We start from the raw sequence: 25,425 nt of genomic DNA on the forward strand, positions 1-25,425 counted from the left end.
AAATGCTGTAATTTTTATGTCCTATCCCGTGAATCAGCTTTTTATCTTTTTCTTATACTGTTCAAACCTTGCCGTTATATCTCTCACGAAGTTATAAGTTTCTATCCCACGGAAATACCCGTTCTTGCAAACCGGATCGGTAAAGTACTCTTCATTGCTCTTCAAGAGGATGAAGTTTTCCACGTTATCCCGCCACACATATTTGTTTTTGCCGTATTTTTCAGCCAATGCCATAGCATCGAATACATGTCCTATACCGGAGTTATATGATGCCAGAATAAAATTAATCCGTTCTTCTTGGGGAATTTTCGAGAAGCTTTTGGCTGTGGCGGCAATATATTTCGTGGCTGCTTTAATGCTTTCTTCGGGGTTTTGTTCTTTTCCCGGAGGAACTCCCATGGCACGAGCTGTGGCAGGCATTAGTTGCATCAGTCCTTTTGCACCTGCCCATGAAACGGCGGTAGTATCAAAGTTGGATTCAGTATAAGCTAAAGATGCCAATAAACGCCAGTCCCAATTAATGTCTGGTGCATATTTCTTGAATAGATGGTCGAAGTGTGATATTTTCCCTTCTCGCAGAGATAGAATAGGAGAGTGTGGGATAGCTTTGCCAATTTCAAAATACCGTTTCATACTCGCGGTATAAGCCGGAGAAGTCATGTTTTTCTCATGCCATTTATTGGCAGCTTCTGCAAGCTGCGGACAATCTTTACGTACAGCCCACGAAGCCCGTTGGTCGAAACTGATAGAAAGCCCGATGTTGAGGTTCGGGTAGTACGTGGTATTGAGGCGGGCTACATCATTGTCCGCTACGGTATACGGTATTTTGCCTTGTGAAACTTGCATAATAAGGTCTTCAATCGTGATGCTGTCATTGCTGACCTTATGGATATGGATGCCGCCACCCAGCTCCTTGTCCAGATTGACAAGCCGTTCATAATACTTTCCGGGTTTTACGTACACATCCTTTCCGATAAGTTCCGTTACATCTTTCAACGGTTTGACGCGGCTGCCTGTACGTTGTACGATGACCTGATGGGTAATCACCTCCTCACCGCAGTATGTCAGACTGTCTTTCCATTCTTTGGTGATGGGCAGGTTGTAGGCAATAAGATCGCCTTCGCCTGCAAGAAGTCTTTCAATCAGGTCGTGTATGTTTTTGGCAACTTTTATTTTTAACTTGACGCCGAGGCTTTTGGCAAACTGTTCACCCAATTCATATTGAAATCCCATGTCCTGGCCGCGGTAAATAAAATAGGATGTAGAACTGTATAAAGTCAGCACTACCAGTTCTCCGTTATCTTTTATCTGTTGTAAATCAACAGCTTCTTCTTGTTCGGCTGCTGCATTATGATTGCCGCGACACCCCATAACACTGCAAAGCAAGACTAATGCAATCAGTAATTGACAGTGGAAAGCTGGCAAATTGCGCCCAGTTGGGGAAGTACGCTCGGCCATATGTATTGTTCGAATTATTTATAAATGTTTTTTGATATACATTGTGAGAATATCGATTGCTACCTGATTGTTTCCGCCTTCCGGTACGATAAGATCGGCATATCGCTTGCAAGGCTCTATAAATTGCAGATGCATAGGCTTCAGAATACGCGTGTAGCGTTCCATTACAGCCTCGGCCGTGCGGCCACGCTCTACGACATCGCGCTGGATGACGCGGATAAGGCGTTCGTCCGGGTCTGCGTCAACAAAGATTCTGAGGTCCATCATGTTGCGCAGCTTCTTGTCACATAGGGCAAGGATGCCTTCAATGATAATGACTTCCCGAGGCTCGATGTGGATTGTTTCGGGCTGTCGCGTGCAGGTCAGGTAGGAATAGGTAGGTTGTTCGATGCTTTTGCCTTCGCGAAGCATGGATACGTGTTTGGACAAAAGTCCCCAGTCGAAAGCATCCGGGTGGTCGAAATTAATATTCTGCCGTTCTTCTACTGGCACATGGCTGCTGTCTTTGTAATAAGAGTCCTGAGGTAATAAAACTACTTCACCAGCCGGCAGGCTTTCAACAATTTTACGTACGACGGTGGTCTTTCCCGACCCGGTTCCGCCTGCAATTCCTATTATTAACATCCGTTTAAGTATATATTTGAAAAAAACGAGTATTTTTGTGTCTTAAAAATGTTATTGTTTCGATTGACAAATATAGATTAAATCATTTAAATAACAAAGTTATGGTAAAGCATATTGTATTATTTAAGCTGAAAGACGAAGCTTCTGCTGACGAAAAGTTAGCGGCGATGAATGATTTTAAGAAAGCTATTGAAGCGCTGCCTGCTAAAATACCAGTTATACGTAAGATTGAAGTGGGATTGAACATTAATCCGGCTGAGACTTGGAGTATAGCTCTTTACAGTGAGTTCGATACTTTGGACGATGTGAAATTCTATGCTGCACATCCCGATCATGTAGCTGCCGGTAAGCTTATAGCCGAGGTTAAGGAAAGCCGTGCTTGTGTAGACTATGAAGTATAAATAAAATATGGGATAATAATATGAAGAAAAGTATATTCTCCATACTTCTGTTGCTGTTTGCCGTAGTGGTACAAGCACAGATACAAGAGCCGGTTAAGTTTAAGTCGGAATTAAAGACTTTGCAGGCTGGTGAAGCGGAAGTTGTCTTTACCGGAACTATTGATAAGGGCTGGCATGTGTACTCGACCGATTTGGGCGATGGCGGACCTATATCGGCCACATTCAATGTCGAGTCCATTTCAGGTGCGGAACTTGTCGGAAAATTAAAACCGGTAGGGAAAGAGGTGGCCGCATTCGATAAGTTGTTTGAAATGAAAGTGCGCTATTTTGAAAATACCGCTCAGTTCGTACAGAAGTTGAAACTGACCGGTGGCGAATATAAGGTAGAAGGTTTTTTGGAATATGGCGCATGTAATGATGAGAATTGTTTACCGCCTACACAAGTGCCGTTTAAGTTTTCGGGCAAGGCGGAAGGTACAGCCGTTAATGGACCGGCAGCCGATAAGGCTGCGGATGCCGGAAATGTAGAATTGGAAAAATCTTCCGATACCGCTCAAACCGCAGATATGGCCGTTATTGGCGGTGCGGAAAGTAATACCGGAATAAATGTTGCCGGTGATGGAACCACCGATCTTTGGAAGCCGGTTATCGATGAACTGCAAGCATTAGGCGAAACCGTTTCGCAGGAAGATATGTCTTGGATTTATATTTTTATCACAGGATTTGTAGGTGGACTGCTGGCTTTGTTTACGCCTTGCGTATGGCCAATTATCCCTATGACTGTCAGCTTCTTCCTGAAACGCAGTAAAGATAAGAAGAAAGGTATCCGCGATGCTTGGACATACGGTGCGTCTATTGTAGTGATATATGTTGGTTTAGGGCTGTTGGTTACCGGGATATTTGGCGCCAATGCTTTGAACTCATTGTCGACGAATGCTGTTTTTAACATCTTCTTCTTTTTGATGCTGGTCGTTTTCGCAGCTTCTTTCTTTGGGGCTTTTGAAATTACGCTTCCTTCCAAATGGAGTAATGCCGTGGATTCAAAAGCAGAAAAAACAGGCGGTTTGCTGAGCATATTCTTAATGGCATTTACATTGTCATTGGTGTCATTCTCATGTACAGGTCCTATTATCGGTTTCTTGTTGGTACAAGTGTCCACTACCGGTAACATGATAGCTCCGGCTATTGGCATGTTGGGCTTTGCCATTGCCTTGGCACTGCCGTTCACTTTGTTTGCACTGTTCCCGTCCTGGCTGAAGTCAATGCCCAAATCAGGCGGTTGGATGAATGTAATCAAGGTAACGCTTGGATTCCTGGAATTGGCGTTTGCGTTGAAATTCCTTTCCGTTGCTGACTTGGCTTACGGTTGGCGCATACTCGACCGTGAGACATTCCTGGCTTTATGGATTGTGCTGTTTGCCCTGCTTGGGTTCTATCTGTTGGGCAAAGTCAAGTTCCCGCACGATGATGATGACACAAAAGTCAGTGTACCCCGTTTCTTTATGGCATTGGCCTCATTGGCGTTTGCCGTATATATGCTTCCCGGTTTGTGGGGAGCGCCGTTGAAAGCTGTCAGCGCTTTTGCGCCGCCCATGCAGACTCAGGATTTCAATCTTTACAATAATGAGGTGCATGCCAAGTTCGATGATTACGACCTCGGTATGGAGTATGCCCGCCAGCATGGCAAGCCGGTGATGCTTGACTTTACCGGTTACGGTTGTGTGAACTGCCGTAAGATGGAACTTGCCGTATGGACCGACCCTAAAGTTAGCGATATTATTAATAATGACTATGTACTCATTACACTTTATGTAGATAACAAAACTCCGCTTTCTTCACCGGTGAAGATTATGGAGAATGGTACGGAACGTACTTTGCGTACGGTGGGCGATAAGTGGAGTTATTTGCAGCGTGTAAAGTTCGGTGCAAATGCGCAGCCTTTCTATGTGTTGATTGACAATGAAGGCAAACCGCTCAATAAGTCATATTCGTATGATGAGAGTATTCCGAAGTACATTGAGTTCTTGCAGACCGGATTGGAGAACTACAAAAAAGAGAAATGATAAATTAAATTGGAAAAAGGATGCTGTATAAGCGTCCTTTTTTCATAATCTGTTTTTTATTTATGAAACACATTATCGACATTGACACTTGGGAACGTCGTGACAATTACGGCTTTTTCCGAACGTTTTTAAATTCATGGTATTCGGTGACTACCGAGATAGACTGTACGGAGGCCAGCGCTGCTGCAAAACAGTCCGGACACTCTTTTTATCTTTATTACCTGTATGCGGTTCTCCGTTCAGCCAACGAGGTGGACGAACTCCGTTACCGTACAGACAAGAACGGACAGGTCGTTTTTCATGATCGGGTGGACATCATTTCTCCGATAGCTGTTCCGGGAAAGACTTTTTATACGGTTCGTATTCCTTATCATGAAGACTTCAAACATTTTTATGCCGAGGCCCATGCACTGATTACAAACATCCCTGAGGACGGAGACCCTTATAACGCTGAAAGAGTATTGATGCAACAAGGTGATTACGATGTGGTGCATTTGAGTGCAGTGCCCAAGATGTATTTCACTTCAACTACTTATACCGTTGCCGAAGCCGGTAACGGCTGCAGCCATCCGTTGATGACTGCCGGTAAAGTGGTGTCCCGCGGAGAGCGTCTGGTCTTTCCGCTTTCCATATATGTGAATCATGCTTTTGTAGACGGGTCGCATCTAGCGTCCTTCTTTGAAAAGATAGAGAAGCATTTGAAAGAAATTTCGCACGGGCAAGCCGTTTTTTAGCCATAATTCTGCTATCCAGAAAAAACAACTTGGATTTTTTGCCGTAACAATCGGTTTTGTGTAAAGAAATCTGATATTACAGTTTTGTTACAGAATTAATCTTTAGCTTTGCACACGTGAAATCAATGTTAAATGATATATTCAGGAACAGTTATGATAAAAAAGGATTCTTATACGTGGAAAATCTATGGTTGGGTAGTAGCAGTATTATGTATTGTACCTGCTTTTCTGCATGCACAGGAGAAAGACTTTACTACATGGGCAAGTGCCGGTTTTAAATATAAAGTAAAGCCGGCATTTACCTTGTCCGGAAAATTGGAATGGCGTACAAAGGATGATTTGGGTAAGACAGACCGCTGGGGATTGGATGTGGGTGGAGCCTATTCTGTGCTTCCTTTTCTGAAAGTAGCGGCCGGTTACGAAATCCATTACCGCAATCGTGGAGAAGCCGGTTGGAAATTCCGTCACCGTTATCATTTTGACGGAACGCTTTCCACGCGTGTACAAAGACTGAAGGTTTCACTTCGTGAGCGTTTTCAACATACTTTCGACAGCAGTGGCGATGAGTTTCGTTGGCGTTCGCGTGTTAAATTGGCGTATGATATTCCGAAATGCAAGATAGAGCCTTACGCTTCTGTTGAAATGTATAACGGATTGAACCGTGGAGAACGGTTTGATGTACAGCGTATGCGTTATCGTGGCGGAGTGGTGCTTCCGTTGTTTTCTGATTGTTGGGAAGCGGACGTCTTTTATTGCCGTCAGTGGGAGAGTAAGGCGCGAAAAAATATAGTAGGAGTGGCTTGTACTTATTCTTTCTGATGAGAACGGGCTGTCATTGTTTTTTCTTGCGGTGTTCCTTTTTCAAGCAGAAGTTAAAGCCTGCATACACTTGCAGTGTCCCGAAGCCGTTGTTCAATGAGAAATTGTTCCGGTAATAATCGTATGTTCTGCCTACGAATGAAGTACCTGCAAAATATTTGCTGTTGTTGTACACGATACCTACACGCAGGATGAAGTCGATATTGAAGTTTTTGTACCATTCGTCTGTTTCTTCTTCCGCTTTTCTGATGCGTGAGGTTTTGTAGGCTACTGCCGGATTAAGTGACAAGCAGGTAAGGCAGTTGCGTGCAAATACCCAGTTATAGGCATAGCCGAAGTTAAGGCTGATATTGGTGTATTTTATATGATTTACTTTCATGCCCGGATTCATCGTTTCCTGAATGATAGGGGGCAATTGGGTGTAATCAAAATCCAGATTATGCGCAGATACGGAAAATCCGGTAATAAAAGAGCCGGCACTGCGCCGCTGGTTGGTGGACTGGCTGAAAGCGGCAGGATAAGAAAAGCGTCTGTTATTGAATATATAATATAGATTCAACCCTTTCATCTTTACTTTCAGCCCGTTGAAATCTTCAGAATAATCGGTTGGAATACGGTCGGAGAACCCTGTTATTTTGTGTATTTTGTAAGAGTTTCCGGTACGTTTATAAAAAATATCCACACCTAGTTTAGAACTGTAAAGACTGAGGTCGAACTCTCTGCCTCTTTTTTTTCCGTTTTTCTTTCCGTAAAGTCCGTCTGAATCGACAGCCCATCCTAGAAAAAGCCAGCGCCAGCCAAAGTAAACGCCTATTTTATTATGTGGTTTTGGTGAGAAACGCAAACGTTGCGGTTCGGGGGTACCGCTTCCTACGGAATAGTATTCGTAATTAGTGAAATGATCGAGCATTAAGGCGTAGTTATATCGATTGGGGCTGATATATGCTGTATCGAAATCGCTGAAATCGAGGAATTTTTTTATTGCTCTTTTGATAATTTCCGAACGTTTATGGACAGTACGGTCAGGTGCAATAAAATTGCTTTCTTTATTTTGGGCAAACAAAGAAAGCATCACCGACATACATATGCAAAAGCAGATTCCTCTTAGCATTCTATTATTGCTTTATTGATACGAAGATAGTGAATTTCCGTTTAATAAAGAGTAGAATACGTCCTTTTCCTTTTTTATTTCCTGAATTTTACATAGGTTTGTAACATCATAACGATACCTTTGTCGCAAAATCTAAAAATACAGTATGTACGCAACCAAAATTCCTAGTGATGAACGTTCTTTGGTACTTCGTTTGATTGAAGGAGAAGAAGATGCTTTTTGTGAGCTTTATGCTGCCTATAAGAATCGTTTGATATACTTTGCTATGCGCTTTTTGAAATCGCGTGAATATGCGGAAGATATTTTTCAGGATGCTTTTACAATAGTGTGGCAGGGACGCCGTTTCATCAATCCGGATGCTTCATTTTCCGCTTATCTGTATACAATCGTGCGAAACCGTATACTGAATCAGCTACGCGATTTGTCTTATCAAGATAAATTAAGGGAACAGATACTTTCACAAGCTGTGAATTATACCAACGAAACAAGAGATGAAATTATAGCAAACGACTTGCGGCAATTTATTTCCTGTGCATTGCAACAGTTGACCCCTCGCCAACGTGAAATATTCGAGATGAGTCGGGAGCAACAAATGTCTCATCGTGAAATAGCTGAAGTATTAGGTATTTCTGTTAATACGGTACAAGAATCCATTTCCATATCATTGAAAACACTGCGTGCTTATTTGGAAAAGAATTCGATAGTAGGTTCTGATTTGATTTTGATTCTTATTTGTTTGAATTTATAAAATGATAAATTCAGGTATTTATTCGACAAAAAATATTGATTTGAACTTGCTTATTTATGTAGAATCACTGACTTTATCTTGTGCTTTTTTGTGTTTTAAGTTGTTGATAATCATGATTTTATTATTAATAAAGGCTTTTGGTTAACAGTGTATATTAAAAAATATTAATCACACCCCAGTCATTCTTTTCTTATGTGTATATCTTAATGTCAAAGGGTTATTTTTAATAATCTTGCTTCATTTAGAATTATATTTTATGAAAAATAGTGAAAATAATAAATCACTGCTGCGTCGTTATTTGGACGATCTGTATACAATGGATGATGCCCGTAAGTTGTTGGATGAGTTACAGACTTCGGAGTATGATACAGATATGCTTCAGGATCTGGCTGCTGAAGTATGGGAAGAAACTTCCCTGCAATCACCGCAGACAGACCTTGAACGCGAACAATATAAAAAAGAGGCGCGACTGTTATTAAAGCGTATAGAGCATAAGAAACGTATGTGGATTCGTCGGGCTGCATTGGCTGTGTCAAGTGTGGCTGCGATGGTTTGTCTTGTATTTGGCAGTATTAGTTACATTCGTTATATAGATAGAACACAGGTATCTTATTTAGAGGCTTCTACTTCTTTTGGAGAACGCAAGGAAGTACAGCTTCCCGATGGTACGACATTGATATTAAACTCTTGTTCGCGTGTTCACTATCCAGATCGTTTTACCGGTAAGGAACGTAGAATAGAACTGGAAGGTGAAGGGTATTTTCGCGTATATCATAATGAGAAGCAGCCTTTCGTAGTGGATACCCGCCACTTCGATGTGCGTGTCTTGGGTACTTGTTTTAATATCAAATCTTATTCTTCGGACGAGGTAGTATCAGTAGATGTGGAAAGTGGTAAAGTCCAGGTTGATTTGCCGGAAGCGATGATGCGTCTACGTGCTAAAGAGCAGGTGCTTATCAATACTGTTTCAGGAGAATATAATAAGAGACGCGAAGAACGCACTATGGCGGTTTGGCGAAAAGGTAATTTACGTTTCAATAGTACTCCGATACATGATGTGGCTAAAGAATTGGAGCGTATGTATAATTGTCGCATTACTTTTGCTGAGGGACAGAATTTTGACAATCTCATTTCTGGTGAACATGATAATAAGAGTTTGGACGCTGTATTACAGGCTGTGGAGTATACAAGCGGTATTCATTACAAGAGAATGGGGAATATGATTCAGCTCTATAAATAGTGAAAAAATATAAAATACACCCCTGTCTTTGAGAACTACAGTGTATTATATTTGTATTGTTAAACATTAATCTATATCGGATATGAAACCACCATCTTAATCTGCCAAAAAATAGGAGCTATCTCTCAGAGCAGCCCCTATACTAGTAATCCGGACAGATATTCATTCGTTTCGACCCGTGTGAATAGCGTCTCGTGTATTACAAACCTTTGTTTTAAATAATTTATTACAATTACTAAAACGCACAAATTTATGAATAATCTTCCTAATACAAAAAGGAAATCTGAAAATGTACATTCATTTTTAGCTTTTTTACTTTTCATATGCTTTTCATTTACAAGTTATTATATACAGGCGCAAGAAGTGAAGGGCATAACATTAAATGTTCAGAACGAAACGGCAGAAAATGTCTTTAATCAATTGAGTATACAAACAGGACTGAAGTTTTTCTATGATCAAGAAATTGTTAATTCAGCTCCCCGCATTACCCTCAAAGTATCAAATGCCTCTCTACAGGATGTTTTGGAGCGTATTACTTTACAGACAAAATTGTATTTCAATAGGGATAATCATACAATATCTGTTGGTAAACAGAAAACCGGACAAAGCACTTCGAAAGGTATAAAACTGAGAAATCTCAAGGGAAGAGTTGTCGATCAAGATGGTGAACCTATCATTGGTGCCAGTGTATTGGTAAAAGGCACTACTAATGGTGTAATTACTGATATGGATGGAAATTATAATTTGATAGACGTGCCGGAAAATGCATTACTTGCCTTTTCATATATCGGTTATCAGACAGTAGAGTTGAAAGCCAATGGCAAAGGACTTGATAAAATAATGATGAAAGAGGATAATGAATTGCTGGATGAAGTTGTAGTAGTAGGATATGGTGTACAGAAGAAGCGCGATGTGACAACTGCTATTGCCAGTATACGTGCCAGTGATTTGAAAGGACAGCCTGTAACTTCTATGGCTGAAGCAATGGTTGGCAAAATGCCGGGTGTACAAGTTTCACAATCTACAGGTGCACCGGGTTCTTCTTTACAAATTAAGGTGCGCGGTACAGGTACTATTACTGCTGGAACATCACCGTTGTATGTAGTAGATGGAGTACCTCTTGCCAAAGAGCAACTGAATACTTTCAACATGAATGATGTGGAGTCTATTGAGGTTCTGAAAGATGCTTCCTCTTCTGCTATTTATGGGTCGCGAGGCTCTAATGGCGTAGTGCTGATTACTACCAAGAAAGGACAGGAAGGACGAGCTACGGTTTCTTATAATGGATATTATGGTTGGCAGACTGTATCTAAAAAAATAGATATGCTGAACGCTTACGAATATGCCGATTTGGTAAACGATGCTCGAAATAATACCTATGTAGATAAAATGGAAGCGGTAAACCGTAAACGTATCGCTCAAAATAAACAGCCTTTGGCCTTTAGTATTACTGATAGTAATGCCATACGTTTACAAAATACCGGTAATGATTATAATACGATTGTTCCGGTTGAAATCTTACCTTATCTAAGGGGTGAAAAGGGATTGGTTGATACAGATTGGCAAGACGAGATTTTTCGTACGGCAGGTATGCAGAATCATTCTGTTTCGGTATCTGGTGGAAGTCAGAAGATAAAATATTATGCTTCTGTAGATTACTTGTCACAAGACGGTGTAATTATTAACAGTGATTTTACGAGATATAGTTCTCGTTTTAATCTGGATGTTACTGAAGGTATTTTTAAGTTTGGGCTCTCTTTAAATCCGTCTGTAACGATAGAGAATGCAGTGAACTCTGATGGTGCTTATAATAAGGATGGTGGTGGCATTATTGCTTCAGCTTTGCATAGTGCTCCTATATTTCCTGTTTACAATGCTGATGGTTCTTTTTGTTTTGCACAGAATGCTTGGAGTCCGAATACGCAGACGACACTAGAGGATGGTTCTGTTAAAAAAGGAAATAGCCAAACTCAAGTGTGGAATCCGGTAGCATTGGCTTTGTTGCAAAAGGATGAAACAAAAGCTTCCCGTATATTTGGTAATGTTTATGGAGAAGTAGCTTTTATGCCCGAATTAAAATATCGTGCAAATTTTGGTGTAGATATTTACAACAGCTCACAAGATACATTTCGTCCATCTACTATTCCTGTTGCCAATACGGAAGGTAATCCGGAATCTGAGCCTGAAGCAACAGCCAAAACGGCTAAGATGTATAATTGGTTGTTTGAGCAAACTGTAACCTATAATAAGGATATTAAAGGGCATTCCATTTCTGCGTTGGCAGGGTGGACTATGCAATATCAGCGCGATGAGAGTACATACGCTTTTGCTAATGGATTTATAACAAATAATGTGCCTACTCTGAATGCCGGTACTGTAACGCGCGGAGACTCTCATGCTTCTGAGTGGGCTTTGCTTTCAGGACTTGCTAGAGTCCAATATAATTATAAAGGTAAATATATGGTTACTGGAGCACTTCGTGCAGATGGTGCCTCTCGTTTTGGTAAGGATAATCGTTGGGGGTGGTTCCCTTCGGTATCGGCGGGATGGCGTTTAACGGAAGAGCCTTTTATGAAATCATTGACCTTTATTGATGATTTGAAACTTCGTGCCAGTTATGGTTTGACGGGTAATTTCCGTATTCCCAATTATGGGGCTCAGGGAGAAGTTGCTTATTACAGCTATGTATTAGGTGGGAATAGTGCAGATGTTGTTAAGGGAGCTGCCCCCAAGAGTATGCCTAATCCTGAACTACATTGGGAGAAGACAGCTCAAGTTAATATTGGTTTTGATGCATCATTATTTAAAAACCGTCTGACTTTGGGTTTGGACTTATACAATAGTAATACTTATGATTTATTATTGGATGTTCCGGTTCCGATGACAACAGGGTATAAAACTCGTCTGGAAAATATTGGTAAAGTCAATAACAAAGGTGTGGAATTTAATATTGCTACCAACCAGAAGATGGGTGATTTTAATTGGAGTGTATATTTTAATATTTCGAAAAACATCAATGAAGTAAAGGAACTCGGGCCTGGTAATGCAGATATAATTTCTTCCGGTTCAGTGAGTAATGCTTATTTTATAACCCGTGTAGGTGAGCCTATTGGAAGTTATTATTTACCTGTAGTAGAGGGAGTTTTCAAGAATCAGGAAGAAGTGGATGCAACCTTGCACTATATGGATTCTCCAACAAACTACGGCTTAGCAGACACGAAACCCGGAGATTTCAAGTTTAAAGATGTGAATGGTGATAAAGTGCTTGATATCTCAGATACAGACCGTGCTATTGTAGGTAATTATATGCCGGACTTTACTTACGGCTTTGGTGCAACGTTAGCTTGGAAAGGTATTGACTTTGGCATCGTATTTCAGGGTGTTCAAGGAAATGAAATCTTGAATCTTTCTCGGCGCTATTTTTATAATCATGAAGGGAATATGAATAATTATAAGGGTGCTTTAAACCGTTGGAAGTCGGAAGATGAGCCGGGAAGTGGAATGAACGTGCGTGCCAATCGTGTTAGCAAAGGACAGAATGGTACTACATCTACTTGGCATGTAGAGGATGGTTCGTATTTACGTATCAAGAATATTTCATTAGGATATACATTACCTGAAAATTGGATAAAGAAGGTTTATTTAAAATCTGCTCGTATCTATTGCTCACTCCAAAATCCATTTACATTCACTCACTATGAAGGTTATAATCCAGAAGTTTCCAATCGTAGTGCAGTGACTACCAATGGTGAGGATTATGGGGTTTATCCGTTGGCAAGAACCACCTCTATAGGTGTTAACCTTACGTTTTAATCTTAAAAATACTATAATATGAAAAAAATAATAATATCTATTTTTACAGCGATTGCTCTTTCTGGTTGTAATGATTTTATAGATTTGAAACCTGTTGATTTTCCTACAGAGGAAACTTTTTATACGGATGTCAAGGGATTAGAAGGGGCTATTATTGGTATTTATGATGAGTTGCAATCGAGTGATCAATATGGTTCTAAGTTCATGACTTTAATGGAAGTTCGGGGGGATAATGTTAAGAATGACAATTCTGGTGCCAGTGGTGGTATTACCTATCAAATAGAGGTATTTACCGAAACTCCGGCTAATTCCAATTTGTCGGGTGCATGGCTTTCTTTATATAAGACTATTTATCGTTGTAATCTTGTACTCCAAAATATGGAGAAAGTACAAATGACTGAAGAACAACGAACGCAAATAGCAGGACAGGCTTCTTTTGTACGTGCATTGTGTTACTTTAATCTAGTGCGTTTATGGGGAGAGGTTCCTATTATTACAAAAACGCAGACTGTAGCTGAAGCACGTAACAACAAGCGTTCTCCTGTTAGTGAGGTTTATGACTTGATTATCAAAGACCTGATTGTAGCTAAAGGTTTGCCGGAAGTGTGGGATGAATCAGAGCGAGGGCGTGCTACATCTTATGCAGCACGTGCTTTGTTGGCAAAAGTATATTTATACATGAAAAACTATCAAGAAGTGATTAATGAATTGACTTCTGTAGTTGCTGATATCAATGCTAAGCGGAATTTATCTTTGGTACCTATGCCTCAAACTTTTCCTAATAATTTAAAGACTAGTAAAGATATAATTTTTGCAGTCCAGTATCTGAAAGGTGGTGTAGGAGAATCCGTTCATCAGAATAATCGATATAGAAATAATGATAACGGTAATATAATATCTTTGGAACAGGCTGAATTTGAAAATAATGACGATAATCGGAAAGTGTTAGTAGCTCCAACGGGAAGCGGTCAGCGGCCGGGTAAATTCGATGCTCCCGCAACAAATAATGAAACAAGTGCGGATTTCCCTGTTATGCGTTGTGCCGAAGTGATGTTGATGTACGCAGAAGCTGCCAATGAACTTTCTGCCATTCCTACACAGGAAGCTTTGGATGCTTTAAATGCAGTTCGTATTAATGCTAATCTCATGGGAAAGACATTAGAAGAGCTATCTACAAAAGAAATTTTTCGTCAGGCTGTATATAAAGAACGGCGTCTGGAACTGGCTTTGGAATGTGACCGTTGGTTTGATATCGTACGTACCGGACAGATGACTACTGTATTTCCGGGAATAGCTGCTTATCGTCAGTTATATCCGATTCCTCAGACAGAAATAGAGAATGTCAGTGATAAGGACGGCTGGCAGAATGAAGGGTATACGGTTGAGTAATTAATAAACTATCCTGGAGAGATAACTCTCCAGGCTTTTAAAAATAATAGAAATGAAAAAAATATATATATTATTGTATGCTGTCTTTGTTGCATTGCAACTTTCAGCACAAGATCATGTTGCGCAGATTCGTGAAAAGCTGATGAGTCGCGATTCAACTTCTGTAATTGTAGTGGCTCATCGTGGAGATTGGCGTAATTTTCCTGAAAATTCGTTGGAAGCAATAGATAACGCTATTAAAATGGGAGTAGACATTGTTGAGTTGGATGTTAAGAAAACGAAAGACGGCGAACTGATTCTTATGCACGACCGCACATTGGATCGTACTACTACCGGAAAAGGATTGGTTTCTGAAAACACATTGAGTGATATTCGTAAGTTGAATTTGAGAAATGGTTGTAATATCCGTACTATTCACAAAGTGCCGACTTTGGAAGAGGCATTGTTGCATGCTAAAGGAAAAATCATGATAAATTTGGATCAGGCAGACCTTTACTTTGATCAGATTTATGAGCTTATGAAGAAAACCGGAACTACCAAACAAATTATAATGAAAGGGAGAAGACCGGTTGCCGAAGTGAAGAAACAATTTGGTGATTATTTGGAAGATGTAATTTATATGCCGATTGTTGACCTTGATGCTTCTGGAGCCGAGAAACACATAGAGGCTTTTATTAAAGATATGTCTCCAGTTGCTTTTGAGTTACTATTTGTAAAAGATACAAACTTGCTTCCTAAAAAACTTGCAACTACCTTGAACGGACGTTCTCTAATTTGGTATAATACTTTATGGGATACAATGGCTGGCGGACACGATGATGATATGTCTTTGCAGAATCCGGATTCAGGTTATGGCTACTTAATTGATACATTAGGATGCCGTATCATTCAAACTGACAGGCCTGCTTACTTGCTGGACTATTTACGGAAAAGAAAACTGCATGATTGAGATGTAAGGGTTACTTAAAAGTATGTTGAAGAATATAATAAACTTTTACAGGGTTTCACAACCGAAACCCTGTAATGAAGAATCTTTGTCCGAACAGAAACAGCGTTTGAAACGTTTTCAGTGGTCTACTTTTCTTGCTGCTACACTTGGTTATGGCATGTATTATGTTTGTCGTTTGAGCCTGAATGTCGTAAAGAAACCGATTGTAGATGAGGGCGTTTTCTCGGAAACAGAATTGGGCATTATCGGTGCTGTGCTGTTCTTTACCTATGCTGTAGGTAAGTTTATGAACGGTTTTCTTGCTGACCGTAGCAATATCAATCGTTTTATGTCGACCGGTTTGCTGGTGACTGCTTTGGTGAACCTCTGTTTGGGATTTGTACATTCTTTTATTCTGTTTGCCGTTCTTTGGGGTATCAGCGGATGGTTTCAGTCTATGGGTGCTGCTTCTTGTGTGGTCGGCTTGTCCCGTTGGTTCACGGACAAGAAACGTGGTTCTTTTTACGGCTTTTGGAGTGCGAGTCACAACATCGGTGAGGCAATGACTTTCATTATCGTAGCCTCTATTGTAAGTGCACTGGGATGGCGTTACGGTTTTCTGGGTGCTGGCCTTGTCGGTCTGATTGGCGCTTTGGTAGTCTGGCGTTTTTTCCATGATACTCCTCAGAGCAAGGGACTTCCTGCTGTCAATGCTCCTGAAAAGAAAAAGGAGATGGATGCTTTAGAGACGGAGGAGTTCAATCGTGCTCAAAAAGCGGTATTGAGAAACCCGGCTATTTGGATACTTGCACTTAGTAGTGCTTTCATGTACATCAGCCGCTATGCGGTAAATAGCTGGGGTGTTTTCTATCTGCAGGCTGAGAAGGGCTATTCTACGTTGGATGCCAGTTTCATTATTTCTATAAGTTCGGTATTCGGCATTGTAGGAACAATGTTTTCTGGCGTTATCTCAGATAGGTTTTTTGGCGGTCGTCGCAATATTCCTGCCTTGATTTTCGGTTTGATGAATGTGTTTGCTCTATGTCTTTTCCTGCTTGTTCCGGGTGTACATTTTTGGATGGATGCTTTAGCGATGATGCTCTTTGGCTTGGGTATCGGTGTGCTAATTTGCTTTCTGGGTGGATTAATGGCTGTGGATATTGCTCCTCGCAATGCTTCGGGTGCAGCTTTAGGTGTGGTAGGTATTGCCAGTTATATCGGAGCAGGTTTGCAGGATGTGATGAGCGGTGTATTGATTGAGGGTAATAAACAGCTTGTTGATGGTGTAGAGGTTTACGATTTTACGTATATCAATTGGTTTTGGATAGGTGCGGCATTGTTGTCTGTTCTGTTGGCTTTGTTGGTATGGAATGCAAGAAGTAAAGAGTAGTATATCTTGTAATATTGGTAACAGTGTGAAATCGGAAAAACTTAACCGTTTATTCCGATTTTATACTGTTTTTTGTATTCTTACTAATATTCCATTTTAAAGATTTCGTATCTTTGTGAAAAGCATTGTGAATGAAAAACAGATGTAAAGGTATTATGGATTTTCATAGGATATATCTGTTAATAACAGTTGTACTATCTGGTTTAGTTGCCGCTCGTGCACAAGTCGCCTTAATAAGGTAATGTATATGTATAACGATTTACAAGGCTATACAGAAAGATATGATGTGGCAGAAGAGTTGTGAAAGAAATATATAATAAAGATATCGTATGAAGAAGATTATCAACCCATGGAAAAACATGGAAGGTTATAATTGTTTTGGCTGTTCTCCCGATAATGAGGCAGGTGTAAGAATGGAATTCTATGAAGACGGCGATGAGATAGTAAGTATCTGGAAGCCCCGTCCGGAGTATCAGGGGTGGTTGAATACGTTGCATGGGGGTATTCAGTCCGTATTGCTGGATGAAATTTGCGGTTGGGTGGTGTTCCGTAAGTTGCAGACCGGAGGAGTGACCTCTAAAATGGAGACTCGTTTTCGTAAGTCCATATCTACCAATGATACACACTTGGTGTTACGGGCATCGTTGCGTGAGCAGAAACGTAATATTGCCGTTATAGAAGCAAGATTGTATAACAGCATGGGCGAACTCTGTACGGAGGCTACATGTACCTATTTTACTTTCCCGCAGGAAAAGGCGGAAAAGGAAATGTGTTTTCATCATTGTGATGTAGAACCGGATGAAATCTTACCTCTTGTTTGATGAAAATGAAAGAAAAATCAAACTTTTTGTGATAATTCCTTGCTTGTTTAAAACAAATCGTTTACATTTGTCGCATTAGAAATAGAAAAAGTATGAAGAATATCGTTGCACATCATCACCATTATTATCCTGAGGAATAATCCGGTGGGCGTATGAGGATATGTGCATAACGAAGAACATATAATGAACGAGGCTTACCGAACATTGGTAAACCTCGTTTTTTTATTTGCAAACCATAAATATAAATAATATCATGTTAAGAATTGCAGTACAGGCCAAAGGCCGTCTTTTTGACGAAACAATGTCGTTCCTTGAAGAATCGGATATTAAACTAAGCGCAACGAAACGCACGTTACTGGTACAGTCTTCCAACTTTCCTTTGGAAGTATTGTTTTTGCGCGATGATGATATTCCGCAAACAGTAGCTACGGGAGTTGCCGATTTGGGCATTGTCGGTGAAAACGAGTTCATGGAAAAGGCGGAAGATGCTGAGATTGTAAAGCGTTTGGGATTCAGCAAATGCCGTCTGTCATTGGCTTTGCCTAAGGATATTGAATATACGGGGCCGCAATGGTTTGAGGGTAAGAAGATTGCCACTTCGTATCCCGGCATTCTTTCCCGATACCTCAAAGAACAGGGGGTGAGAGCGGAAATACACGTGATTACCGGTTCGGTGGAGGTCTCTCCGGGGATTGGCCTGGCTGATGCGATTTTTGATATTGTAAGCTCCGGTTCTACTTTGGTGAGCAACCGCCTGAAAGAAGTAGAAGTAGTGATGAAATCCGAGGCTCTGTTGATTGGCAACAAGAATATGAGTGAGGAGAAGAAGGAGATTCTGGATGAATTGTTGTTCCGTATGAATGCGGTAAAGACAGCGGAAGACAAGAAATACGTACTGATGAACGCGCCGAAAGATAGACTGGATGAAATTATAGCCGTACTTCCGGGTATGAAGAGCCCTACGGTGATGCCGTTGGCGCAAGAGGGCTGGTGCTCCGTACATACAGTGCTGGATGAAAAATGTTTCTGGGAGATTATCGGTAAATTGAAGGCATTGGGAGCGGAAGGTATTCTGGTTTTGCCGATTGAAAAAATGATACTTTAAATGTTAATGGTATGAATTTAATTACTAATCCTGATAAATCTCAGTGGGCGGAATTGCTGAAACGTCCGGTGATGAATACGGAAAACCTTTTTGATACGGTACGGGCTATTATAGACCGTGTAAAAACAGAAGGCGACCGTGCCGTATTGGAATACGAAGAAAAATTTGATAAAGTGGCTCTGACCGCATTGGCTGTGACGGAAGCGGAGCAGGCGGAAGCGGAAGCATCGGTAGGCGAGGAATTGAAAAAAGCCATTCGTCTGGCCAAACGGAATATAGAGACGTTTCATGCGGCACAACGCTTCGAAAGTAAACGGGTAGAGACTCAGCCGGGAGTTACTTGTTGGCAGAAGGCGGTTGCCATAGAGAAAGTCGGGTTGTATATCCCCGGTGGAACAGCACCGCTCTTTTCCACCGTGCTGATGCTGGCAGTTCCAGCCAGGATTGCAGGATGTAAGGAGATAGTGCTTTGCACGCCTCCGGGCAAAGATGGAAAAGTACACCCCGCCGTATTGTTTGCAGCTAAGGTGGCGGGAGTAAACCGTATTTTCAAAGCCGGTGGTGTGCAAGCTGTTGCGGCAATGGCTTATGGAACGGAAAGCGTGCCGAAAGTATATAAGATATTTGGCCCGGGCAATCAATACGTAACGGCTGCCAAACAGTTGGTGAGCTTGCGTGATGTAGCTATTGATATGCCCGCCGGTCCTTCGGAAGTAGAGGTACTGGCGGATGAAACAGCCAATCCGTCTTTTGTAGCTGCCGACTTGCTGAGCCAGGCAGAGCATGGGGCCGACAGTCAGGCGATACTGATTACCACTTCCCCGGCATTACAGCAGGCTGTGAAAGAGGAAGTGGAGCGTCAATTGGCTTTGTTGCCCCGTAAAGAGATTGCGGAAAAGTCTCTTGCCAATAGTAAACTGATTGTTGTGCGCAATATGGACGAAGCTGTCGAACTGACCAATTCCTATGCACCGGAGCATCTCATTATCGAAACAGCGGATTATATGTCCGTTGCGGAGCGGGTGGTTAATGCCGGTTCGGTATTTTTGGGCTCTCTGACTCCGGAAAGTGCGGGAGATTATGCTTCGGGCACTAACCATACGCTGCCCACCAATGGCTATGCCAAAGCTTATAGCGGTGTCAGCCTTGATAGCTTTATACGTAAGATTACTTTCCAGGAAATTAAGCCGGAAGGGATACGCATTATTGGCCCTGCTATAGAGGAAATGGCAGCCAGCGAGCATTTGGATGCGCATAAGAATGCGGTAACTGTCAGACTTGATAAATTGGGAGTTGAAAATTAAAAATCATACTTCATCATTGATAATTCATAATCCGTAAATAAACTCTTTCTGTCCATGAGAACCTTAGAAGAACTTACCCGACCGAATATCCGGCGTTTGAAACCTTACTCTTCGGCACGCGATGAATATAATGGCGCTGCTGCATCCGTTTTTCTCGATGCAAATGAAAATCCGTACAATATGCCGCACAACCGCTATCCGGACCCGATGCAGCGGGAGCTAAAGAAAGAACTGTCGAAGGTAAAGAAAATCTCCCCCGAACGCATATTTCTGGGAAATGGCAGTGATGAGGCAATAGACCTTGTATTTCGCGCTTTTTGCGAACCGCGTATAGACAATGTAGTAGCTATAGACCCTACGTACGGCATGTATCAGGTATGTGCCGAAATAAATGATGTGGAGTACCGCAAGGTACTGCTAGACGAGGATTTTCAATTTTCGGCAGATAAGTTGCTGGCGGTTGCGGATGAACATACGAAGCTGATTTTTCTTTGTTCTCCCAATAATCCCACAGGAAATGATTTGCTTCGGAGTGAGATTGAGAAAATCATCCGCGAATTCGACGGGCTGGTGATATTGGATGAGGCTTATAACGATTTTTCAGAGGCGCCTTCTTTTTTGGATGAACTGGACAAATATCCTAATCTGATTGTACTGCAAACTTTCTCCAAAGCATGGGGCTGTGCTGCCATACGCTTGGGCATGGCTTTTGCTTCGCAGGAAATCATTTCGATTTTCAGCAAGATAAAGTATCCTTATAATGTAAACCAACTGACTCAGAAACAAGCGATGGAGATGTTGTACCGTTATTATGAAATAGAGCGTTGGGTAAAAACATTGAAAGAAGAACGTGAGAATCTGGAAAACGAATTTGTGAAACTGCCTTGTACGGTGAAAATATTTCCTTCAGATGCAAACTTTTTTCTGGTCCGTGTGACGGATGCGGTGAAGATTTATAATTATCTGGTGGCTGAAGGCATCATTGTGCGTAACCGTAATTCCGTATCGCTTTGCGGAAACTGTCTGCGGGTAACGGTAGGTACGAGAAACGAGAATGAAAGGCTGGTTGAGGCGTTGGAGAAATATAAAGTATAAAGTAGTAGGGTATGAAGAAAGTACTTTTCATAGATCGTGACGGGACGTTGGTTATAGAGCCGCCCGTAGATTATCAATTGGATTCGTTGGAGAAACTGGAGTTTTATCCGAAAGTAATGCGTAATCTTGGTTTTGTCCGTAGCAGGCTGGATTTTGAGTTCGTTATGGTTACCAATCAGGACGGGTTGGGTACGGCATCTTTTCCGGAAGAAACTTTTTGGCCGGCGCATAACCTGATGATGAAGACGTTGGAAGGTGAGGGAATTGCCTTCGATGATATTTGCATAGACCGTAGCATGCCCGAAGACAATGCGCCAACCCGCAAGCCGCGTACCGGTATGCTGACGAAATATCTCGACAATCCTGAATACGATTTGGCAAATAGTTTTGTGATAGGCGACCGTGCTACGGATGTGGAGTTGGCTAAGAATCTGGGATGCCGTGCTATCCTCTTACAGGAAGATACGAATATGCTGAAACCGAAATCGGCCGGTGGTGAAGCTGCGTGTGAGGGCTTGGAGGACGTCTGTGTTTTGGCAACAAAGGATTGGGATAAGGTCGCCGAATTTCTTTTTGCCGGTGAGCGGAAAGCGGAAGTGCGCCGTACCACGAAAGAAACGGATATTTACGTGGCTGTAAATTTAGACGGTAACGGTCATTGTGATATTCATACCGGACTTGGTTTCTTCGATCATATGCTGGAACAGATAGGCAAGCATGGCGGCATGGATTTGACCATTCACGTAAAAGGTGATTTGGAAGTAGACGAGCATCATACAATAGAGGATACCGCCCTCTCTTTGGGTGAGTGCCTGTATCAGGCATTGGGCAGTAAGCGCGGCATAGAACGTTACGGCTATGCACTGCCTATGGACGATTGTCTGTGTCAGGTATGTCTGGATTTTGGAGGACGTCCCTGGCTGGTATGGGATGCCGCGTTCAAGCGCGAGAAAATAGGAGAGATGCCTACGGAAATGTTCCTGCATTTCTTTAAGTCATTAAGCGATGCAGCCAAGATGAACCTTAACATCAAGGCGGAAGGGCAGAATGAGCATCATAAGATAGAGGGAATCTTCAAAGCACTGGCAAGAGCCTTGAAGATGGCGGTGAAACGCGATATTTATCACTATGAATTGCCAAGCTCAAAAGGGGTACTTTAGTGTTTGACTCGGGACTGAGTCATTATTAACCGTCCGCAAACGAACAGGGGGAGTGTCCGATTTCGGACACTCCCCCTTGCGTAATACTTTCCTGCCTGCTTGGCACACTCTTTGCTTTTCTGTCAACGACAATTTTAAAGACCGAACATGAAAAAGAATATTTTACTTGCCGCTTGTTTTGGGATATCACTGTTTGCCTCGGCACAGAATGATACTTTGACGCACGAACGTGAAATCACTTTAGCGGAAGCCATTGCACTGGCGCGTACCCAATCTGTAGATGCTGCCGTGGCGCTCAACGAATTGAAGACAGCCTATTGGGAATACCGTACTTTCCGTGCAGACCTGTTGCCCGAAATAAATTTTACGGGAACATTGCCCAATTATAATAAGTCGTACAGCACCTATCAGAACTCGGACGGTTCCTATAGCTTTGTCCGTAACAATACATTGGGGTTGTCCGGTGCACTTTCCATTGACCAGAACATTTGGTTCACAGGCGGTAAGTTGTCGCTGGCTTCTTCTCTCGATTACATCAAGCAGTTGGGCTCCGGCGGCGACAAACAGTTTATGTCCGTGCCCGTAAGCCTTGAATTGACGCAACCTATATTCGGCGTGAACAGTTTGAAGTGGAACCGCCGTATCGAACCTGTCCGGTATGCAGAGGCAAAGGCTGCCTTTATTTCGGCAACGGAGCAGGTAACGATGAAGACCATTACTTATTTTTTCGAGTTATTGCTGGCAAAGGAAGCGCTTGCCACGGCGCAGCAAAACAAAGCAAACTCAGACCGGCTTTACGAAGTGGCCATTGCCAAACGGAAAATGGGACAGATTTCGGAAAACGACTTGCTGCAACTCAAGCTGAACTCTCTGCAAGGCAAAGCCGATGTAACCGAAGCCGAAAGCACTTTGAACGCCAAGATGTTTCAGCTACGTTCGTTTCTCGGCGTGTCGGAGAGCGAGGGGCTGAATCCTGTTATACCTGCTTCCGTTCCTGGTATTAAAATGGACTACGACCGTGTTCTGAACAAAGCTTTGGAACGCAACTCGTTTGCCCAGAATATACGTCGCCGCCAGTTAGAAGCCGATTATGAAGTGGCTACGGCACGTGGAAATTTAAGGAGTATAGACCTGTTTGCCAGCGTTGGCTATACCGGACAAAACTATGAGTTCTCATCTGCCTATCAGGATTTGCTGGATAACCAGATTGTCAAGGTCGGTGTAAAAATACCTATCCTCGATTGGGGAAAACGTCGCGGCAAGGTGAGGGTAGCCAAGAGCAACCGCGAAGTGGTACTTTCCAAAATCCGACAGGAACAAATGGACTTCAATCAGGACATTTTCCTGCTGGTGGCAAACTTCAACAACCAAGCCCAGCAGTTGGAAATAGCCGAAGAGGCGGACCAGATAGCCGAAAAACGTTACAAGACCAGTGTAGAGACTTTTATGATTGGTAAAATAAGTACCCTTGACCTCAACGATGCGCAGAACTCCAAAGACGAAGCCCGGCAAAAGCACATCTCCGAACTTTATTATTATTGGTATTACTTCTATCAACTCCGTAGCCTGACCCTTTGGGATTTTGAACGGAACATGGAGTTGGAAGCCGACTTTGAAGATATAATCAAAGGCTGATGCCGGTAGAAATTATGCCGATTTGTACGATTATAAAGGAAATAACAAAAAAATGGTGCAAATCTGTATGACCTGTGGCTAAAAAACTTACTTTTGCAAGTAACAAACTACAAAATACTATGATACTGATAGTCGATGATGATAGTGCCGTACGTTCTTCACTTAGTTTTATGCTGAAGCGTGCCGGTTATGAGGTAAAAACAGCACCGGGACCCCGTGAGGCGATGGATATAGTTCGTGCAGAATCTCCCGCACTGATATTGATGGATATGAACTTTACACTTTCCACTACCGGAGAGGAGGGGCTTACGCTGTTGAAACAGGTAAAGGTCTTCCGTCCCGATGTTCCCGTTATACTGATGACGGCATGGGGAAGCATCCAACTTGCCGTGCAGGGGATGCAGGCGGGGGCTTTTGACTTTATTACCAAACCGTGGAACAATGCCGCCCTTTTGCAGCGTATCGAAACCGCCTTGGAACTGAGTGCCGCTCCGAAAGAAGTGCCGGAAGAGCAGGCGGAGGGTTTGAACCGCAGTCACATCATCGGAAAATCGCAAGGACTGATGGAGGTGCTGAATACCGTAGCCCGCATAGCCCGTACCAACGCTTCCGTACTCATTACCGGCGAGAGTGGTACAGGTAAGGAACTGATAGCCGAAGCTATCCATATCAACAGTCAGCGCACCAGACAGCCTTTTGTGAAAGTCAATCTCGGCGGTATCTCGCAGAGTCTGTTCGAGAGCGAGATGTTCGGTCATAAGAAGGGCGCTTTTACCGATGCAAGTGCCGACCGTATAGGGCGTTTTGAACTGGCAAACAAAGGAACTATCTTTCTGGACGAAATAGGCGACTTGGATTTGTCCTGCCAGGTTAAACTATTGCGTGTGCTTCAGGACCAGACGTTTGAGGTGCTGGGCGACAGCCGCCCGCGCAAAGTGGATGTGCGTGTTGTCTCCGCCACCAATGCCGATTTGCGCAAAATGGTTGCCGAACGCACATTCCGCGAAGACCTTTTCTACCGTATCAATCTGATAACCGTAAAACTGCCCGCCTTGCGCGAACGCCGTGAGGATATTCCCTTGTTGGCACGTCACTTTGCCGACCGTCAGGCTGCCGTAAACGGCTTGCCGCGTACCGAATTTTCAGCGGATGCGCTGAACTTCCTTTCCCGTTTGCCTTATTCGGGTAATATCCGCGAATTGAAAAACCTGGTGGAGCGTACCATTCTTGTCAGTGGAAAACAAACCCTGGATGCTTCTGATTTTGAATCGCAGTACCAACGCCACGACGAACCTGCAAAAGCCGCAGATGGCACTTCCTTTGCCGGCATGACGCTGGATGAAATAGAACGGCAAACTATCCTGCAAGCCTTAGAACAGCATAAAGGCAATCTTAGTCAGGTTGCATTGGCACTGGGCATCAGCAGGGCTGCTCTATACAGACGGCTGGAAAAATATAAAATAGCGATTAGTGATTAGGGTTTAGCGATAAGTGTTGAGTCATTTAAATCTTGACCGTTAGTTGTCGCCCTACCAGCCCCTAATCGTTAATCACTACCCGCTAATCATTAACCCCTAATCGCTAATC

General features: G+C 42.5%; 20 protein-coding genes. 17 read left to right on the plus strand and 3 right to left on the minus strand.

Annotated elements, in window-relative coordinates:
- Positions 1-33 precede the first annotated feature (33 nt).
- Positions 34-1,371 carry an MltF family protein gene (locus NQ565_RS07715; RefSeq protein ID WP_005654759.1) on the minus strand — a complete coding sequence of 446 codons (1,338 nt, stop codon included), beginning with the start codon at positions 1,369-1,371 and terminating at the stop codon, positions 34-36.
- A gap of 105 nt (positions 1,372-1,476) precedes the next feature.
- Positions 1,477-2,082 carry a uridine kinase gene (udk, locus tag NQ565_RS07720; RefSeq protein ID WP_005654761.1) on the minus strand — a complete coding sequence of 202 codons (606 nt, stop codon included), beginning with the start codon at positions 2,080-2,082 and terminating at the stop codon, positions 1,477-1,479.
- Between the two features lie 101 nt (positions 2,083-2,183).
- On the opposite strand from udk, the gene NQ565_RS07725 reads away from it, so the two are divergent.
- From NQ565_RS07725 to NQ565_RS07740, 4 genes are all read left to right on the plus strand, one after another.
- Entirely contained in the window at positions 2,184-2,483 is a 300-nt protein-coding gene (locus NQ565_RS07725) for a Dabb family protein (RefSeq protein ID WP_005654763.1), read from the plus strand.
- Positions 2,484-2,503: 20 nt separating this feature from the next.
- Positions 2,504-4,546: a protein-disulfide reductase DsbD family protein gene (locus NQ565_RS07730; protein WP_005654765.1), complete on the plus strand. Its 2,043-nt coding sequence runs from the start codon at positions 2,504-2,506 to the stop codon at positions 4,544-4,546.
- Positions 4,547-4,608: 62 nt separating this feature from the next.
- The gene (locus NQ565_RS07735) at positions 4,609-5,280 is read left to right on the plus strand and encodes a CatA-like O-acetyltransferase (protein WP_040315730.1); all 672 of its coding nucleotides are present in this window, start codon (positions 4,609-4,611) and stop codon (positions 5,278-5,280) included.
- 132 nt (positions 5,281-5,412) lie between these two features.
- Positions 5,413-6,099, plus strand: a complete 687-nt coding sequence (locus NQ565_RS07740) for a DUF2490 domain-containing protein (RefSeq protein WP_005654769.1) — start codon at positions 5,413-5,415, stop codon at positions 6,097-6,099.
- Positions 6,100-6,112: 13 nt separating this feature from the next.
- Here the strand turns inward: NQ565_RS07740 and NQ565_RS07745 are convergent, their stop codons facing one another.
- Positions 6,113-7,210, minus strand: coding sequence for a DUF4421 domain-containing protein (locus tag NQ565_RS07745; RefSeq protein ID WP_040315732.1), 1,098 nt, complete (start codon positions 7,208-7,210; stop codon positions 6,113-6,115).
- A 145-nt stretch (positions 7,211-7,355) separates the two neighbouring features.
- Here NQ565_RS07745 and NQ565_RS07750 point away from each other — a divergent pair, with 145 nt between their 5' ends.
- The 13 genes from NQ565_RS07750 (at position 7,356) to NQ565_RS07810 (ending at position 25,316) form a co-directional block, all read left to right on the plus strand.
- On the plus strand, positions 7,356-7,958 hold the full coding sequence (locus tag NQ565_RS07750) for an RNA polymerase sigma-70 factor (protein WP_005654773.1): 603 nt from the start codon (positions 7,356-7,358) through the stop codon (positions 7,956-7,958).
- A gap of 256 nt (positions 7,959-8,214) precedes the next feature.
- Positions 8,215-9,198 carry a FecR family protein gene (locus tag NQ565_RS07755; protein WP_005654779.1) on the plus strand — a complete coding sequence of 328 codons (984 nt, stop codon included), beginning with the start codon at positions 8,215-8,217 and terminating at the stop codon, positions 9,196-9,198.
- Positions 9,199-9,450: 252 nt separating this feature from the next.
- On the plus strand, positions 9,451-13,011 hold the full coding sequence (locus NQ565_RS07760; RefSeq protein WP_005654782.1) for a TonB-dependent receptor: 3,561 nt from the start codon (positions 9,451-9,453) through the stop codon (positions 13,009-13,011).
- Positions 13,012-13,029: 18 nt separating this feature from the next.
- Complete coding sequence (locus NQ565_RS07765) at positions 13,030-14,400, plus strand: RagB/SusD family nutrient uptake outer membrane protein (RefSeq protein ID WP_005654783.1); 1,371 nt, start codon at positions 13,030-13,032, stop codon at positions 14,398-14,400.
- Positions 14,401-14,452: 52 nt separating this feature from the next.
- Positions 14,453-15,349 (plus strand): glycerophosphodiester phosphodiesterase family protein, encoded by an 897-nt coding sequence (locus tag NQ565_RS07770; protein WP_005654785.1) that lies wholly within the window; start codon positions 14,453-14,455, stop codon positions 15,347-15,349.
- Between the two features lie 22 nt (positions 15,350-15,371).
- Positions 15,372-16,718 (plus strand): MFS transporter, encoded by a 1,347-nt coding sequence (locus NQ565_RS07775; RefSeq protein ID WP_005654787.1) that lies wholly within the window; start codon positions 15,372-15,374, stop codon positions 16,716-16,718.
- A 329-nt stretch (positions 16,719-17,047) separates the two neighbouring features.
- Positions 17,048-17,539: a PaaI family thioesterase gene (locus tag NQ565_RS07780; RefSeq protein ID WP_005654789.1), complete on the plus strand. Its 492-nt coding sequence runs from the start codon at positions 17,048-17,050 to the stop codon at positions 17,537-17,539.
- Between the two features lie 253 nt (positions 17,540-17,792).
- Positions 17,793-18,644: an ATP phosphoribosyltransferase gene (gene hisG, locus NQ565_RS07785; RefSeq protein WP_005654792.1), complete on the plus strand. Its 852-nt coding sequence runs from the start codon at positions 17,793-17,795 to the stop codon at positions 18,642-18,644.
- A gap of 11 nt (positions 18,645-18,655) precedes the next feature.
- Positions 18,656-19,948, plus strand: coding sequence for a histidinol dehydrogenase (gene hisD, locus NQ565_RS07790; protein WP_005654794.1), 1,293 nt, complete (start codon positions 18,656-18,658; stop codon positions 19,946-19,948).
- 54 nt (positions 19,949-20,002) lie between these two features.
- The gene (gene hisC / locus NQ565_RS07795; protein ID WP_005654796.1) at positions 20,003-21,043 is read left to right on the plus strand and encodes a histidinol-phosphate transaminase; all 1,041 of its coding nucleotides are present in this window, start codon (positions 20,003-20,005) and stop codon (positions 21,041-21,043) included.
- An 11-nt stretch (positions 21,044-21,054) separates the two neighbouring features.
- Positions 21,055-22,203 carry a bifunctional histidinol-phosphatase/imidazoleglycerol-phosphate dehydratase HisB gene (hisB, locus tag NQ565_RS07800; protein ID WP_005654797.1) on the plus strand — a complete coding sequence of 383 codons (1,149 nt, stop codon included), beginning with the start codon at positions 21,055-21,057 and terminating at the stop codon, positions 22,201-22,203.
- Between the two features lie 147 nt (positions 22,204-22,350).
- Positions 22,351-23,838 carry a TolC family protein gene (locus NQ565_RS07805; RefSeq protein WP_005654798.1) on the plus strand — a complete coding sequence of 496 codons (1,488 nt, stop codon included), beginning with the start codon at positions 22,351-22,353 and terminating at the stop codon, positions 23,836-23,838.
- A gap of 119 nt (positions 23,839-23,957) precedes the next feature.
- Complete coding sequence (locus NQ565_RS07810) at positions 23,958-25,316, plus strand: sigma-54-dependent transcriptional regulator (RefSeq protein WP_040315733.1); 1,359 nt, start codon at positions 23,958-23,960, stop codon at positions 25,314-25,316.
- Positions 25,317-25,425 lie beyond the last annotated feature (109 nt).

The organism is Bacteroides stercoris ATCC 43183, from assembly GCF_025147325.1.
In the GTDB taxonomy this organism is placed as follows: domain Bacteria; phylum Bacteroidota; class Bacteroidia; order Bacteroidales; family Bacteroidaceae; genus Bacteroides; species Bacteroides stercoris.